Here is a 15,148-nt window from a genome sequence, read left to right on the forward strand (position 1 = left end):
GAGTGCGCTTGCGTGCTCTCTCGCCTTTTCACGTTAAGAGGTGATGGGCATGGACATGAGCGTAAAGCTTAACGTGTCTTATCCGGCTCCCAAGCAGGCCAGTCCGGTTGCCGACAAGCCGTCGGAGACCAAACCTTCGACCGTTGAAACTGTTTCCGAGGCGAAAAAAAGCCAGGAAATGGATGAAAACAAGTTGAAGTTGGCGGTGCAGGAGATCGAGAAGTTTGTTCAATCGATCAAGCGCAACCTGGAGTTTTCGATCGATGAGCATTCTGGCAAGGTCATCGTCAAAGTGATCGCCAGCGAGACGGGTGAGGTCGTAAGACAGATTCCTTCCGCTGAGGCACTCAAGCTGGCAGACAGTCTCGCCAACGCAAGTCATGTGTTGTTCGACGCCAAAGTCTGATAGCTGGCATGAAACGTGTTTGAAGTTCTTTAGACGCCGACCAGGGTCAAAAGACTGGCAACAAATCAAAGGGAGATGCACATGGCAAGTCCAATTCTACCGGGTACCGGCCTGGGTTCCGGCCTGGACATCGGTGCGATCGTTACTGCGCTGGTCAACGCCGACAAATCGGCGAAGCAGACGCAGATCGATACCCAGACGAAAAACAACACGCTGAAAATTTCCGGTGTGGGCACGCTCAAGAGCGCGCTGACCACGTTCCAATCTGCCCTGGCCACCCTGAACAGCAAGACCACTCCTGCGTTCGCCGGGTATACGGCCACATCGAGCACACCTGCAACGCTGACCGTGACTTCCGACAATACGGCGGTCTCCGGTTCCTACAGCGTTGTCGTCAAGAATTTGGCCTCGGGGTCGAAAGTAGCGAGTGCAGCCTTCGCCGGCGGCGCCTCCAGTGCCATTCCGAGTGGTACCCTGAAAATCAGTCAGAATGGCACTGATTACAATGTCACCATTCCGGCCAACGCCACCTTGCAGAGTACCCGTGACGCCATCAACACGGCTCAGGGCAGCAACGGCATTTCTGCCAACATTGTGACCGACGCCAGTGGCGCTTCTCGTCTGGTGATCAGCTCGAGCAAAACGGGTGCAGGCTCCGATCTGACGGTCAGCGGTATCGCCGGTCTGGAAATCGATGGCACCAAGGTCATGTCCGACACGCCGGCGGCCAGCGACTCGGGTTCGGTCGGTGGTCTCGCCAAGGACGCATCGCTGACCATCGACGGTCTGGCAGTGACCAGCAAGAGCAACACCGTTACCGGTGCGATCAGTGGCATGACCCTTAATCTGGTGTCTGCCAACTCGACGCCAACCACGGTTACCGTCGACACCAATACCAAAGGTCTGCAAACGTCGATTCAGACGTTCATCGACGCCTACAACACGCTCAAGAGCACCGTGGACACCTTGTCCAAGGCGACTCCGGATGAAGATGGCAAGCTGACCGTGCAGGCGGCATTCACGGGTGATGCCCTGCCGCGGTCGCTGATTGCCGGCATTCGTGCCGAATTCACCGGTGCTGGCGCTGGCGGCGCAATGTCCTACCTGTCGCAGGTCGGTGTGATGACCGACTCCATCACCGGTAACCTGAAGCTCGACACTGCTGCCTTCAACAAGGCCATGGCTGTGCCGGGTGCGACTGGTCAGGTGCAACAGCTGTTCAACGGCACCAATGACACCAACGGTCTGCTGGCGCGGGTAAGCAAGTCGGTAGACCCTTACCTCAAGGCTTCGGCTGATGGCAAGACCCAGGGGCTGCTGGATCAGCGACTCACCATCCTGAACAACAACAGCCGCGATATCTCCGATCAGCAAAAAGCGCTGGATGTCCGGGTGGCCAACCTGACCAAGACGTTGACCGCCAAGTACAACGCCATGGACTTGCTGGTAGGGCAGATGAAGGCTACGGCGAGCAACATCACGTCCTTCTTCGCCTCGCTCAACGCGCAGCAATCCGCGAAGTAACATGCAAGAGCGACAAAAACCCGGCTACGCTTTCGAGCGTGTGCCGGGTTTTTGTCTTGTGGTCTAAAGTTTTTCGGCTCGCAGGCGATACACTGGTCATACGAGTCATTGTGGCAAATGAGGTAGAACATGAATCCGATGTTAGCCCTTCGGCAGTACCAGAAAGTTGGCGCTCAAGCTCAGACTTCCGAAGCGAGCCCTCACCGTCTGGTGCAAATGCTGATGGAAGGTGGTCTGGATCGTATCGCTCAGGCCAAGGGCGCGATCGAGCGCAAGGACATTCCTGCCAAGTGCACGTCGATCAGCAAGGCCATTGGCATTGTAAGCGGCTTGCGCGAAGGTCTGGATCTGGAGAACTCGGCCGATACGCTGGCCGATCTGGACGGGCTGTATATCTACATGATGAAGCGTCTTGCCGAGGCGAACATCAGCAGCGACCCGCGTATCCTGGACGAGGTCGCCGGCCTGCTGACCACGGTAAAGGAAGGCTGGGACGCTATCGCGCCTGTTCCCGCTCCTCAGTTTTAAGGAGATCACCATGAGTCTTGTATTGCAGCGAATCGAAGAAACCCGTGTAGCGCTGGTCGATGCCCTGGCCGAGCGTAACTGGGAGGCGATCGGTCAACTGGATCTCGATTGCCGTTCCTGCATGGAAGATGTCATGAGTGAGGCTTCTTTGGATGAAGTGGCGCTGCGTGACAATCTTGAGGAGTTGCTGCATGTGTACAAGCAGTTGCTCGAGGTTGCCATGGGAGAACGCCAGGCGATAGTCGACGAGATGTCGCAGATCACACAGGCGAAAAACGCGGCAAAGGTTTACCATCTGTTTGGTTAATTAACCCTCAGTTAATCCAGACATGTGCGCCATAAATTTGACTGTGCACGGTTTTTTGACTTAACTAGTGGCTGTTTTCAGATTTCAGGCGTCTACAGGCACGAAGTGTCCTGCAAGCGTCTCGCTTGCCCCTCGTTTCGGGCATTGAGTTGACTAGGGAAGTTGCTATTGCATGTGGCGTGAAACCAAAATTCTGCTGATCGATGACGATAGCGTCCGCCGCCGCGACCTGGCGGTGATTTTAAATTTTCTTGGCGAAGAAAATTTACCCTGCGGAAGCCATGACTGGCAGCAGGCAGTCGGCTCTTTGTCGTCTAGTCGTGAGGTCATTTGCGTACTGATCGGGACGGTCAATGCTCCTGGTGCGCTTTTGGGCCTGTTAAAGACACTCTCGACCTGGGATGAGTTCCTTCCGGTTTTGCTGATGGGCGATAATTCTTCGATGGACCTGCCCGAAGACCAGCGCCGTCGGGTGCTGTCGACGCTCGAAATGCCGCCGAGCTACAGCAAACTGCTGGATTCCCTGCATCGTGCCCAGGTCTATCGCGAAATGTATGACCAGGCCCGTGAGCGCGGTCGTCATCGCGAACCCAACCTGTTCCGCAGCCTCGTCGGCACCAGCCGGGCGATCCAGCATGTGCGGCAGATGATGCAGCAGGTGGCCGACACCGACGCCAGTGTGTTGATCCTCGGCGAGTCCGGCACCGGCAAGGAAGTGGTTGCGCGAAACCTGCATTACCATTCCAAGCGCCGTGACGCGCCATTCGTGCCGGTCAATTGCGGTGCGATTCCGGCAGAGCTGCTGGAGAGCGAGCTGTTCGGCCACGAGAAGGGGGCCTTCACCGGCGCGATCACCAGCCGTGCCGGCCGTTTCGAGCTGGCCAACGGCGGTACCTTGTTCCTCGACGAAATCGGCGACATGCCGTTGCCGATGCAGGTCAAGCTGCTGCGCGTGCTGCAGGAGCGGACCTTTGAGCGCGTGGGAAGCAACAAGACCCAGAGCGTCGATGTGCGCATCATTGCCGCAACCCACAAGAATCTCGAGAGCATGATCGAGACCGGTACTTTCCGCGAAGACCTCTACTATCGCCTGAACGTATTCCCGATCGAGATGGCGCCTTTGCGCGAGCGTGTCGAAGACATTCCGCTGCTGATGAACGAGCTGATTTCGCGGATGGAGCACGAGAAGCGCGGCTCCATCCGTTTCAATTCCGCCGCCATCATGTCCCTGTGCCGTCACGGCTGGCCGGGCAACGTCCGCGAGCTGGCCAACCTGGTGGAGCGCATGGCGATCATGCATCCATACGGGGTGATCGGCGTGGTCGAGCTGCCGAAGAAATTCCGCTACGTCGACGACGAAGACGAGCAGATGGTCGACAGTCTGCGCAGCGATCTGGAAGAGCGTGTGGCAATCAACGGTCATACGCCTGACTTCACCGCCAACGCCATGCTGCCGCCGGAAGGCCTGGATCTGAAGGACTACCTCGGTGGTCTGGAGCAGGGGCTGATCCAGCAGGCGCTGGATGATGCCAACGGTATCGTCGCTCGGGCTGCCGAGCGCCTGCGCATCCGGCGCACCACGCTTGTGGAGAAGATGCGCAAGTACGGCATGAGCCGGCGTGAAGGCGATGAACAGGCGGATGATTGACGCCTGTTTTTCAACTGCTTCATTTATAAGCAGTTTTTTTTAGGCACGGGTATTGCTACGTCCCTCGCAACGTTCCGTTTCACTGACGGTCAGCCAAGCGAGAGAGCACAATGCCCCAAGCCTCCCAGATGTCTTCTGTTCCCGAATCCTCGGGGCCACTGCCGTCCGTAGAGCAGGCCAGCCGGCAGGGGCTTGAACAGGCGTTTGCGCTGTTCAATCAGATGTCCAGTCAACTCACCGATTCCTACAGCATGCTTGAGGCGCGGGTCACCGAACTCAAGGGTGAGCTGGCCGTCGTCAGCGCTCAGCGCATGCAGGAGTTGGCGGAAAAGGAACGGTTGGCCAACCGTTTGCAAAACCTCCTCGATCTGTTGCCGGGTGGTGTGATCGTCATCGACGGGCACGGGATCGTGTGCGAGGCCAATCCCGCCGCTATCGAATTGCTCGGCTTGCCGCTTGAGGGCGAGCTGTGGCGTCATGTCATTACCCGCTGCTTCGCGCCCCGCGAAGATGACGGTCATGAAATCTCTCTTAAAAACGGTCGACGTCTGTCGATTGCCACTCGCTCGCTGGATGCCGAGCCGGGGCAGCTCGTGCTGCTCAACGACCTGACTGAAACCCGTCATTTGCAGGATCAGCTCGCTCGCCATGAACGACTCTCGTCGCTGGGGCGCATGGTCGCTTCGCTGGCCCATCAGATTCGCACGCCGCTTTCCGCTGCGCTGCTCTATGCCAGTCATTTGACTGAGCAAGCGCTGCCGGTCGCCACACAGCAACGTTTTGCCGGGCGTCTCAAAGAGCGCTTGCATGAACTGGAGCACCAGGTACGCGACATGCTGGTTTTCGCTCGAGGCGAGCTGCCGTTGACCGATCGCCTCACGCCCAGTGAGCTGATGCAGTCTTTGCAGGCTGCGGCGCTGCCTCATGTGCAGGATCTGCCCATTCGCTGGCAATGCGACAGTCATGCGGGCGAGTTGCTGTGCAATCGTGACACGCTCGTCGGCGCACTGCTCAACCTGATCGAAAACGCCATTCAGGCCAGTGGCGGTGACGTGCGTCTGAAGGTGCATTGCTACACCCGTGGCAACAGCCTGCGTCTGTGTGTGAGTGATAACGGCGGCGGCATCGAGCCGGCGGTGCTGGCGCGTCTGGGCGAGCCATTTTTCACCACCAAGGTCACCGGCACTGGTCTGGGGCTGACCGTGGTCAAGGCTGTGGCTCGGGCGCATCAAGGAGAATTGCAGCTGCGCTCACGTGTGGGGCGCGGCACGTGCGCGCAGGTCGTCCTGCCGATGTTTTCCGCTGTACAGGGAGCTGAGTGAAGGTCATGGGCATCAAGGTTCTGCTGGTCGAGGATGACCGTTCGCTGCGCGAGGCGCTGGCCGATACGTTGCTGCTGGCGGGTCACGACTATCACGCTGTGGGTTCGGCCGAAGAGGCGTTGAAGGCTGTGGAGTGCGAGGCATTCAGCCTGGTGGTCAGCGACGTCAACATGCCGGGCATGGACGGTCATCAGTTGCTCGGCCTGTTGCGCGCCCGTCAGCCGCAACTGCCAGTACTGCTGATGACGGCTCATGGTGCGGTCGAGCGAGCGGTGGATGCCATGCGTCAGGGCGCGGCGGACTATCTGGTCAAGCCTTTCGAGCCAAAAGCGCTGCTGGATCTGGTGGTGCGCCACGCTTTGGGCAATCTCGGTGCTGCCGACACGGAAGGGCCGGTAGCCGTCGAGCCGGCCAGTGTTCAGTTGCTGGATCTGGCCGCGCGGGTCGCCCGCAGTGATTCCACCGTGCTGATTTCCGGTGAGTCCGGCACTGGTAAAGAGGTGTTGGCGCGCTACATCCACCAGCAATCCCATCGTGCCGGTCAGCCGTTCATTGCGATCAACTGTGCGGCGATCCCTGACAACATGCTCGAAGCAACCCTGTTCGGCCATGAAAAGGGCTCCTTCACCGGCGCCATCGCGGCGCAGCCCGGCAAATTCGAGCAAGCGGACGGCGGCACCATTCTGCTCGACGAAATTTCCGAAATGCCTCTCGGCCTGCAGGCCAAGCTGCTGCGGGTATTGCAGGAGCGTGAAGTGGAGCGGGTCGGCGCGCGCAAGCCGATCACTCTCGACATTCGTGTCGTTGCCACCACCAACCGTGACCTGGCGGGGGAAGTGGCGGCGGGGCGGTTCCGGGAAGACCTTTACTATCGTCTGTCGGTGTTTCCGCTGGCTTGGCGTCCGCTGCGCGAGCGCACCGCCGATATCCTGCCGCTGGCCGAGCGCCTTCTGGGCAAGCACGTCAATAAAATGAAGCATGCGATGGCGAGGTTCTCGCCCGAGGCGCAGACGTGTCTGATCGATTATCCATGGCCAGGCAACGTGCGTGAGCTGGATAACGCTATTCAGCGGGCCTTGATTCTCCAGCAGGGAGGCCTGATCCAGCCGCAGGATTTCTGTCTCTCCGGGCCTGCGCTGTTCGCTCCATTGCCGGCGGCAGTGCCGGTGGCGCCGGCCATTCGTGAGGTCGAGATCGAAGCGGATTCGGCGGGGGCTCTGGGCGACGATCTGCGTCGCCGCGAGTTCCAGATGATCATCGACACCCTGCGTACCGAGCGAGGTCGACGCAAGGAGGCCGCCGAAAAGCTCGGCATCAGCCCCCGGACGTTACGCTACAAACTGGCACAGATGCGTGATGCCGGCATGGACGTCGAAGGTTATCTGTTTGCGACGTGACCACCGTCGCAAACGTTTGAAAATGCATTTCTCCAAGCGGTGCCTGTGAGCTGGCACCGTTGTTGCTAACACCTGAGTACCCGCCGAGTGAGTGTCAAAAAATTGCGGGCCGCCCAAGAGAGTAGACCATGAGCCAAGGTATTGAATTTAATCGGTTGATGATGGACATGAAAGCCATGCAAATGGACGCCATGTCGAAGCCGAAATCGACTGCCGCTGTCCCTGAAGTGGCAGGCAGCAGCTTTTCCGACATGCTCGGTCAGGCCATCAACAAAGTGAACGATACCCAGCAGGCCTCGAGCCAATTGGCCAACGCGTTCGAAATCGGCAAGAGCGGCGTCGATCTGACGGACGTGATGATTGCCTCGCAGAAGGCCAGCGTGTCGTTCCAGGCTCTGACCCAGGTGCGCAACAAGCTGGTTCAGGCGTATCAAGACATCATGCAGATGCCGGTTTAAGGACGAGATTGAGTCATGGCAGAAGCAGTCGCCGATAACGTTCCGGCCAAGGCCACCCCGATAGACGGCAAACCGCCGCTGTTCGGCCTGTCCTTTCTGGAAAACCTCTCCGAGATGACCATGCTGCGTCAGGTAGGCCTGTTGGTCGGCCTGGCCGCGAGCGTGGCGATTGGCTTTGCCGTGGTGCTGTGGTCGCAACAGCCCGACTACCGGCCTCTGTATGGCAGTCTGGCCGGTATGGACGCCAAGCAGGTCATGGATACCCTGGCCTCCGCCGACATTCCCTACACCGTCGAACCGAATTCCGGCGCCTTGCTGGTCAAGGCCGATGACCTGTCCCGTGCGCGACTGAAACTCGCTGCTGCTGGTGTCACTCCCAGCGACGGCAACATCGGTTTCGAAATCCTCGACAAGGAGCAGGGTCTGGGCACCAGCCAGTTCATGGAAGCGACTCGCTATCGTCGCGGCCTCGAAGGCGAACTGGCCCGCACCATTTCCAGCCTGAACAACGTCAAGGGCGCCCGCGTTCACCTGGCGATCCCGAAAAGTTCGGTGTTCGTGCGTGACGAGCGCAAGCCAAGCGCTTCGGTTCTGGTCGAGTTGTACTCCGGTCGTTCGCTGGAGCCAGGCCAGGTCGTTGCCATCATCAACCTCGTGGCCACGTCCGTACCCGAGTTGAGCAAGTCGCAGATCACCGTCGTCGACCAGAAGGGCAATCTGCTGTCGGATCAGGCGGAAAACGCCGAAATGACCATGGCCGGCAAGCAGTTCGATTACAGCCGCCGCATGGAAAGCATGCTGACCCAGCGTGTGCACAATATTCTGCAACCGGTTCTGGGCAACGATCGCTACAAGGCTGAAGTGTCGGCCGACATTGATTTCAGTGCCGTCGAATCCACCGCCGAGCAGTTCAACCCGGATCAGCCGGCGCTGCGCAGCGAACAGTCGGTCAACGAACAACGTACCGCCAGCAATGGTCCGCAAGGCGTACCGGGGGCCCTGAGCAACCAGCCGCCGTCGCCGGCTTCTGCACCGCAGACCACGGGTGGCGCCCAGGCTTCGACCGGCATGGTGCAGCCAGGCCAGCCATTGGTTGACGCCAACGGTCAGCAGATCATGGACCCGGCCACCGGCCAGCCGATGCTCGCGCCGTATCCGGCAGACAAGCGTCAACAATCCACCAAGAACTTCGAACTCGACCGTTCCATCAGCCACACCAAACAGCAGCAGGGTCGCCTGAATCGCCTGTCGGTGTCGGTGGTGGTGGACGATCAGGTCAAGATCAACCCGGCCAACGGCGAAACCACCCGTGCGCCATGGAGCGCCGACGAATTGGCGCGCTTCACTCGCCTTGTGCAGGACGCGGTCGGTTTCGACGCCAGCCGTGGCGACAGCGTCAGCGTGATCAACATGCCGTTCTCCGCCGAGCGCGGCGAAGTGATCGCCGACATTCCGTTCTACTCCCAGCCATGGTTCTGGGACATCGTCAAACAGGTGCTGGGTGTGTTGTTCATCCTGGTGCTGGTGTTCGGCGTGCTGCGTCCGGTGCTCAACAACATCACCGGTGGCGGCAAAGGCAAGGAACTGGCCGGCCTGGGCAGTGACGTGGAACTGGGTGGCATGGGTGGTCTGGACGGTGAACTGTCCAACGATCGTGTCAGCCTCGGCGGCCCGACCAGCATCCTGCTGCCGAGCCCGAGCGAAGGCTATGACGCTCAGTTGAACGCAATCAAGAGTCTGGTGGCAGAAGACCCGGGTCGTGTGGCCCAGGTCGTGAAAGAGTGGATTAACGCAGATGAGTGATAACCGAGCCGCCGTCGCCAAACTGTCCCGGGTCGATAAAGCCGCGATCCTGCTGCTGTCCCTGGGTTCGACCGATGCTGCACAAGTGCTGCGCCACATGGGCCCGAAAGAGGTTCAGCGGGTCGGTGTGGCCATGGCCCAGATGGGCAACGTCCATCGTGAGCAGGTCGAACAGGTCATGAGCGAGTTCGTCGACATCGTCGGCGACCAGACCAGCCTGGGCGTCGGCTCCGACGACTACGTGCGCAAAATGCTCACCCAGGCCCTGGGTGAAGACAAGGCCAACGGCCTGATCGACCGCATTCTGCTGGGTGGCAACACCAGCGGTCTCGACAGCCTGAAATGGATGGAGCCGCGCGCCGTAGCCGACGTGATCCGTTACGAACACCCGCAGATCCAGGCGATCGTGGTGGCGTACCTCGATCCGGATCAGGCCGGTGAAGTGCTGGGCAACTTCGACCACAAGGTGCGTCTGGACATCATCCTGCGCGTCTCGTCGTTGAACACCGTTCAGCCGGCTGCACTGAAAGAATTGAACCAGATCCTCGAGAAGCAGTTCTCCGGCAACTCGAATGCCTCGCGCACCACCCTGGGTGGTATCAAGCGGGCGGCGGACATCATGAACTTCCTCGACAGCTCGATCGAAGGTCAGCTAATGGACTCGATCCGCGAAGTCGACGAAGACCTGTCCGGTCAGATCGAAGACCTCATGTTCGTGTTCAACAACCTGGCCGATGTCGACGACCGCGGTATCCAGGCGCTGCTGCGCGAAGTGTCCTCCGATGTGCTGGTGCTGGCCCTCAAGGGGTCGGACGAAAGCGTCAAGGAAAAGATTTTCAAGAACATGTCCAAGCGTGCTGCCGAACTGCTGCGCGACGACCTCGAGGCCAAGGGCCCGGTGCGCGTCAGCGACGTGGAAACGGCGCAGAAGGAAATCCTCACCATCGCTCGCCGTATGGCCGAAGCCGGAGAAATCGTGCTCGGTGGCAAGGGCGGCGAGGAAATGATCTGACGCCATGGTCAAGAACGACGACGAAGTGACGGACCTGATCCGTGCCCGGGACGTTCGTGGCTTCGATACCTGGGCCTTGCCCAGCTTCGATCCGCCGGCGCCTGAACCCGAGCCTGAACCGGAACCCGAACCGCCGGAGATGGAAGAAGTGCCGCTGGAGGAAGTCCAGCCACTGACCCTCGAAGAACTCGAAAGCATCCGTCAGGAGGCCTACAACGAGGGTTTTGCCATCGGTGAAAAGGAAGGTTTCCACAGCGCTACCCTCAAGGTGCGCCAGGAAGCCGAAGTGGTTCTGACGGCCAAGGTCAACAGCCTCGAGCAATTGATGGCGAACCTGTTCGAGCCCATCGCCGAACAAGACACGCAGATCGAGAAGTCGCTGGTCGACCTGGTACAGCACATCACCCGTCAGGTCATCCAGCGCGAGCTGGCCATCGACTCGACGCAGATCGAACACGTCATGCGCGACGCTCTCAAGCTGTTGCCGCTGGGCGTGGGCAATGTGCGGCTGTACGTCAATCCGCAGGATTTCGAGCAGGTCAAAGCCCTGCGCGAGCGCCATGAGGAAACCTGGCGGATCGTCGAGGATGAATCGCTGTTGCCGGGCGGTTGCCGGGTTGAGACCGACCACAGTCGGATCGACGCCAGCATTGAAACCCGTGTCGGTCAGGTCATGGCCAAGCTGTTCGATCAGTTGCACGAACAGGCCCTGCACCCGGCTGAACCGGACCTGAGTCTGGACTTGCCGGAAACGCCGAAACCGGCCCCGGTCACTGACGAGCCGCTCGCGGACGCCCCCGATGCGCCTTGAACGCACCAGTTTCGCCAAGCGCCTGAGCACCTACGCCGAGGCCACTGAAATCGCTGGCGCGCCCATTCTTGAGGGGCGCCTGCTGCGCATGGTCGGCCTGACCCTCGAAGCCGAAGGTCTGCGCGCCGCCATGGGCACGCGCTGCATGGTGATCAACGACGACACCTACCATCCTTCTCAGGTTGAAGCCGAAGTCATGGGCTTCTCCGGCAGCAAGGTGTTCCTGATGCCGGTCGGTAGCGTTGCCGGTATTGCGCCGGGTGCCCGTGTGGTACCGCTGGCCGATACCGGTCGTCTGCCGATGGGCATGAGCATGCTCGGTCGCGTGCTGGATGGCGCCGGGCGCGCGCTGGACGGCAAGGGCGGCATGAAGGCCGAAGACTGGGTGCCGATGGATGGCCCGACCATCAACCCGCTCAACCGAGACCCGATCAGCGTTCCGCTGGATGTCGGTATCCGTTGCATCAACGGTTTGTTGACGGTCGGTCGCGGCCAGCGTCTGGGGCTGTTCGCCGGTACCGGTGTCGGTAAATCCGTCCTGCTGGGCATGATGACCCGCTTCACCGAGGCCGACATCATCGTCGTCGGTCTGATCGGTGAGCGGGGACGAGAAGTCAAAGAGTTCATCGAGCACATCCTCGGTGAAGAAGGCCTCAAGCGTTCCGTGGTGGTTGCTTCGCCGGCGGACGACGCGCCCCTGATGCGTCTGCGCGCGGCAATGTACTGCACGCGCATCGCCGAGTATTTCCGCGACAAGGGCAAAAATGTCCTGTTGCTGATGGATTCCCTGACCCGTTTCGCCCAGGCTCAGCGGGAAATCGCCCTCGCCATCGGCGAACCGCCGGCGACCAAGGGTTATCCGCCCTCCGTGTTCGCCAAGCTGCCGAAACTGGTGGAGCGCGCCGGTAACGCGGAGAAGGGTGGGGGCTCGATCACAGCGTTTTATACCGTACTGTCCGAGGGCGATGACCAGCAGGACCCGATTGCCGACTCGGCGCGGGGTGTGCTCGACGGCCACATCGTGTTGTCCCGGCGTCTGGCCGAAGAAGGTCACTACCCGGCCATCGACATCGAAGCCTCGATCAGCCGGGTGATGCCGGCCGTGGTGCCACCGGCACACATGACCCGGGCACAGTTCTTCAAGCAGTTGTGGTCCCGTTATCAGCAGAGTCGCGACCTGATCAGCGTCGGCGCTTATGTTGCCGGTGGGGATCGCGAAACTGACCTTGCCATCAGTCTGCAACCGCAGCTGGTCAGATACCTGCGCCAGGGTCTGAACGAAAGCATCAGCCTGGGCGAAAGCGAGGCGTACCTCGAAACCATCCTCGCCCCTGCGACCGGCGGGTAACCGGCCATGGCCCTGAGCCGCGCCGCGCGTCTGGCACCGGTGGTGGAGATGGCCGAGAAGGCCGAGAAAACCGCCGTGCAGCGCCTCGGGTATTTCCAGGGGCAGGTGAAGGTGGCCGAGAGCAAACTCGCCGACCTGCATGCCTTTCGTCTGGATTATTCCGAGCAATGGATCGTGCGCGGCAGCACCGGCGTGACCGGGCAGTGGCTGCTCGGGTTTCAGGGCTTTCTGACCCAGCTCGATACGGCGGTCGACCAGCAACGGCAAAGCCTGCAATGGCACCAGAACAACCTGGACAAGGCCCGCGAGGCCTGGCAACAGGCATTCGCCCGGGTCGAAGGCTTGCGTAAACTTGTACAACGCTACCGTGACGAAGCTCAACGGGCTGAAGACAAGCGCGAGCAAAAGCTGCTGGATGAACTGTCACAGCGTCTGCCGCGTCGCGACGTTTATTGACGGGCGAATCTCTGACATTTGCCGGCGTTTTCCCACCTTGCTCATGGCCCCTGCAAGTGCTAAACCTTGTACACGTCCGTCAATGACAAGGAAGCCAGTACATGTCAGTCGTTACAGAAGTCTCTCCCGATGGTCAAAAACTGACGATTTCGATCAAGGGGCGGTTCGATTTCGGTCGTCATCAGGAGTTTCGCGAGTCTTACGAGCGGCTCGACAGGAAACCTGATTCCATCGTGGTGGATCTGAAGGACGCCACGTACCTCGACAGCTCGGCCCTGGGCATGCTGCTTCTGTTGCGTGATCACGCGGGTGGCGACGACTCGGACGTGCGCGTGGTCAACAGCAATTCGGATGTGCGCAAGATCCTCGCCATTTCCAATTTCGACAAACTGTTCGACATCAGTTGACGGCCATGCAGCCGCAGGAGCCGCTGACGATCCTGATTGCCGAAGACAGCGCCGCTGACCGGCTGCTGTTGTCGACCATTGTCCGCCGTCAGGGGCATGCCGTGCTGACTGCTGCCAACGGTGCCGAAGCGGTCGAGGTGTTTGCCGGCCAGCAGCCGCATCTGGTGCTGATGGACGCCATGATGCCGGTCATGGATGGCTTTGAAGCGGCGCGGCAGATCAAGGTGCTGGCGGGTGAAAACCTGGTGCCGATCATCTTCCTCACGTCGCTGACCGAAAGCGAGGCCCTGGCGCGCTGCCTGGAGGCCGGTGGCGACGACTTTCTGGCGAAGCCCTACAACCAGGTGATCCTGTCCGCCAAAATCAAGGCGATGGATCGCTTGCGGCGCCTGCAGGCCACGGTTCTGCAGCAGCGTGACCTGATCGCCCGACATCACGATTACCTGCTTAACGAGCAGCGGGTTGCCAAGGCCGTGTTCGACAAGGTCGCGCATTCCGGTTGCCTCAGTGCGCCGAACATTCGTTACCTGCAGTCGCCGTACGCGCTGTTCAATGGCGACCTGTTGCTGGCGGCCTATACGCCTGCGGGCGACATGCATGTGTTGCTCGGGGATTTCACCGGTCACGGCCTGCCGGCGGCCGTGGGTGCCATGCCGCTGGCGGAAGTGTTCTACGGCATGACTGCCAAGGGCTACGGTCTGGCCGAAACGCTGCGGGAAATGAACGCCAAGCTCAAACGAATTCTGCCGGTGGACATGTTCTGTTGTGCCACGTTGCTGTGCCTGAGTTTTCAGCGCCGTAGCGTGGAAATCTGGAACGGTGGCATGCCCGATGGTTATCTGCATCGCATCGCCACGGGGGAGCGGGTGCCGCTGGCGGCGCGGCACCTGCCGCTGGGGGTGCTGAGCCCTCAGACGTTCGACGATCGCACCGATGTGTTCTCGATGGCGGTGGGCGACCGCGTTTTTCTTCTGTCCGACGGGGTGATCGATACGTGCGATGCCAACGATCAGCTGTTTGGCGTCGAGCGCCTGCAGCGCGTGTTTGCCGACAATCGCCAGCCGGACCGACTGTTCGCCGAAATCGAGCAGGCCTTGCAGGATTTTCGCGGCGAAGCCCGGGACGATGTGAGCATGCTCGAAGTCAGTCTGCTGGACGTGGCGCAAGTCAATCCACCGGCGCCGGTGTATTCCGACAGCGGCCAGTCCTGCCCGCTGGACTGGTCGGTGAGTTTCGAATTTCGCGGTGCCACGCTCAAACGCTTCAATCCGTTGCCGTATCTGTTGCAATTGCTGCTGGAGGTACACGGCCTGCGCAGCCAGAGCGGAGCGTTGTACAGCGTGCTGGCCGAGCTTTACTCCAATGCGCTGGAGCACGGCGTGCTCGGGCTGGATTCCAGCCTCAAGCGCGATGCCGCGGGGTTCGCGCGGTATTATGAACAGCGCAACAAGCGTCTGGATGCCTTGCAGGATGGTTATGTGCGCGTGCATCTGCAGGTCCGGCCGGAGGGCGAGGGTGGTTGCCTGGTTGTGCGGGTCGAAGACAGCGGCAAGGGGTTTGACGTGGCGCGGGTGATGGCGCGGCCACTGGACGATGTCCGTCTGTCGGGGCGTGGTGTCAGTCTTGTCCGGCAACTGGGCAGAAACCCGAGCTGGTCCGATGATGGTCGCAGCGCTCGCGTGGAGTTTTTCTGGGAGGCTCTGGCATAATCCATGGATTCT

At 60.4% G+C, this 15,148-nt stretch carries 15 protein-coding genes; all 15 read left to right on the top strand.

Features of this window, described 5'->3' with window-relative positions; all coding sequences use genetic code 11:
* Positions 1-49: 49 nt before the first annotated feature.
* The 15 genes from NWV16_RS08485 to NWV16_RS08555 all read left to right on the top strand — a co-directional run bounded on the left by NWV16_RS08485 (position 50) and on the right by NWV16_RS08555 (position 15,136).
* Complete coding sequence (locus NWV16_RS08485) at positions 50-406, top strand: flagellar protein FlaG (RefSeq protein WP_260522692.1); 357 nt, start codon at positions 50-52, stop codon at positions 404-406.
* 81 nt (positions 407-487) lie between these two features.
* Positions 488-1,930: a flagellar filament capping protein FliD gene (fliD, locus tag NWV16_RS08490; protein WP_260522693.1), complete on the top strand. Its 1,443-nt coding sequence runs from the start codon at positions 488-490 to the stop codon at positions 1,928-1,930.
* 129 nt (positions 1,931-2,059) lie between these two features.
* Positions 2,060-2,458 carry a flagellar export chaperone FliS gene (fliS, locus tag NWV16_RS08495; protein WP_065260777.1) on the top strand — a complete coding sequence of 133 codons (399 nt, stop codon included), beginning with the start codon at positions 2,060-2,062 and terminating at the stop codon, positions 2,456-2,458.
* A 10-nt stretch (positions 2,459-2,468) separates the two neighbouring features.
* Positions 2,469-2,765 (top strand): flagellar assembly protein FliT, encoded by a 297-nt coding sequence (locus tag NWV16_RS08500; RefSeq protein ID WP_065260776.1) that lies wholly within the window; start codon positions 2,469-2,471, stop codon positions 2,763-2,765.
* A 172-nt stretch (positions 2,766-2,937) separates the two neighbouring features.
* Complete coding sequence (locus tag NWV16_RS08505) at positions 2,938-4,413, top strand: sigma-54 dependent transcriptional regulator (RefSeq protein ID WP_260522694.1); 1,476 nt, start codon at positions 2,938-2,940, stop codon at positions 4,411-4,413.
* Positions 4,414-4,541: 128 nt separating this feature from the next.
* Positions 4,542-5,735 carry a PAS domain-containing sensor histidine kinase gene (locus tag NWV16_RS08510; protein WP_260523497.1) on the top strand — a complete coding sequence of 398 codons (1,194 nt, stop codon included), beginning with the start codon at positions 4,542-4,544 and terminating at the stop codon, positions 5,733-5,735.
* A gap of 5 nt (positions 5,736-5,740) precedes the next feature.
* A complete protein-coding gene (locus NWV16_RS08515; protein ID WP_260522695.1) occupies positions 5,741-7,132 on the top strand; it encodes a sigma-54-dependent transcriptional regulator in 1,392 nt (463 codons plus the stop codon).
* Between the two features lie 128 nt (positions 7,133-7,260).
* Complete coding sequence (gene fliE / locus NWV16_RS08520; protein ID WP_065260774.1) at positions 7,261-7,590, top strand: flagellar hook-basal body complex protein FliE; 330 nt, start codon at positions 7,261-7,263, stop codon at positions 7,588-7,590.
* Between the two features lie 15 nt (positions 7,591-7,605).
* Positions 7,606-9,393: a flagellar basal-body MS-ring/collar protein FliF gene (gene fliF, locus NWV16_RS08525; RefSeq protein WP_260522696.1), complete on the top strand. Its 1,788-nt coding sequence runs from the start codon at positions 7,606-7,608 to the stop codon at positions 9,391-9,393.
* Positions 9,386-10,405 (top strand): flagellar motor switch protein FliG, encoded by a 1,020-nt coding sequence (fliG, locus tag NWV16_RS08530; protein ID WP_065260773.1) that lies wholly within the window; start codon positions 9,386-9,388, stop codon positions 10,403-10,405. The genes fliF and fliG overlap by 8 nt, the downstream gene beginning before the upstream one ends.
* 4 nt (positions 10,406-10,409) lie before the next feature.
* Positions 10,410-11,216 (top strand): flagellar assembly protein FliH, encoded by an 807-nt coding sequence (gene fliH / locus NWV16_RS08535; protein WP_260522697.1) that lies wholly within the window; start codon positions 10,410-10,412, stop codon positions 11,214-11,216.
* Complete coding sequence (gene fliI, locus NWV16_RS08540; protein WP_065260771.1) at positions 11,206-12,564, top strand: flagellar protein export ATPase FliI; 1,359 nt, start codon at positions 11,206-11,208, stop codon at positions 12,562-12,564. Before fliH ends, fliI begins: the two co-directional genes overlap by 11 nt.
* Positions 12,565-12,570: 6 nt before the next feature.
* Positions 12,571-13,020: a flagellar export protein FliJ gene (fliJ, locus tag NWV16_RS08545; protein ID WP_065260770.1), complete on the top strand. Its 450-nt coding sequence runs from the start codon at positions 12,571-12,573 to the stop codon at positions 13,018-13,020.
* A 101-nt stretch (positions 13,021-13,121) separates the two neighbouring features.
* Positions 13,122-13,427, top strand: a complete 306-nt coding sequence (locus NWV16_RS08550) for an STAS domain-containing protein (RefSeq protein ID WP_065260769.1) — start codon at positions 13,122-13,124, stop codon at positions 13,425-13,427.
* Between the two features lie 5 nt (positions 13,428-13,432).
* Positions 13,433-15,136, top strand: a complete 1,704-nt coding sequence (locus NWV16_RS08555; RefSeq protein WP_260522698.1) for a fused response regulator/phosphatase — start codon at positions 13,433-13,435, stop codon at positions 15,134-15,136.
* The last annotated feature ends 12 nt before the right edge of the window (positions 15,137-15,148 follow it).

The organism is Pseudomonas sp. BW7P1, from assembly GCF_024981055.1.
Classification (GTDB): domain Bacteria; phylum Pseudomonadota; class Gammaproteobacteria; order Pseudomonadales; family Pseudomonadaceae; genus Aquipseudomonas; species Aquipseudomonas bananamidigenes.

Excerpts from the sequence above, each read along its gene's own strand:
- NWV16_RS08485 (WP_260522692.1), top strand. The coding sequence starts at position 50 with ATGGACATGAGCGTAAAGCTTAACGTGTCTTATCCGGCTCCCAAGCAG.
- fliD (WP_260522693.1), top strand. The coding sequence starts at position 488 with ATGGCAAGTCCAATTCTACCGGGTACCGGCCTGGGTTCCGGCCTGGAC.
- fliS (WP_065260777.1), top strand. The coding sequence starts at position 2,060 with ATGAATCCGATGTTAGCCCTTCGGCAGTACCAGAAAGTTGGCGCTCAA.
- NWV16_RS08500 (WP_065260776.1), top strand. The coding sequence starts at position 2,469 with ATGAGTCTTGTATTGCAGCGAATCGAAGAAACCCGTGTAGCGCTGGTC.
- NWV16_RS08505 (WP_260522694.1), top strand. The coding sequence starts at position 2,938 with ATGTGGCGTGAAACCAAAATTCTGCTGATCGATGACGATAGCGTCCGC.
- NWV16_RS08510 (WP_260523497.1), top strand. The coding sequence starts at position 4,542 with ATGTCTTCTGTTCCCGAATCCTCGGGGCCACTGCCGTCCGTAGAGCAG.
- NWV16_RS08515 (WP_260522695.1), top strand. The coding sequence starts at position 5,741 with ATGGGCATCAAGGTTCTGCTGGTCGAGGATGACCGTTCGCTGCGCGAG.
- fliE (WP_065260774.1), top strand. The coding sequence starts at position 7,261 with ATGAGCCAAGGTATTGAATTTAATCGGTTGATGATGGACATGAAAGCC.
- fliF (WP_260522696.1), top strand. The coding sequence starts at position 7,606 with ATGGCAGAAGCAGTCGCCGATAACGTTCCGGCCAAGGCCACCCCGATA.
- fliG (WP_065260773.1), top strand. The coding sequence starts at position 9,386 with ATGAGTGATAACCGAGCCGCCGTCGCCAAACTGTCCCGGGTCGATAAA.
- fliH (WP_260522697.1), top strand. The coding sequence starts at position 10,410 with ATGGTCAAGAACGACGACGAAGTGACGGACCTGATCCGTGCCCGGGAC.
- fliI (WP_065260771.1), top strand. The coding sequence starts at position 11,206 with ATGCGCCTTGAACGCACCAGTTTCGCCAAGCGCCTGAGCACCTACGCC.
- fliJ (WP_065260770.1), top strand. The coding sequence starts at position 12,571 with ATGGCCCTGAGCCGCGCCGCGCGTCTGGCACCGGTGGTGGAGATGGCC.
- NWV16_RS08550 (WP_065260769.1), top strand. The coding sequence starts at position 13,122 with ATGTCAGTCGTTACAGAAGTCTCTCCCGATGGTCAAAAACTGACGATT.
- NWV16_RS08555 (WP_260522698.1), top strand. The coding sequence starts at position 13,433 with ATGCAGCCGCAGGAGCCGCTGACGATCCTGATTGCCGAAGACAGCGCC.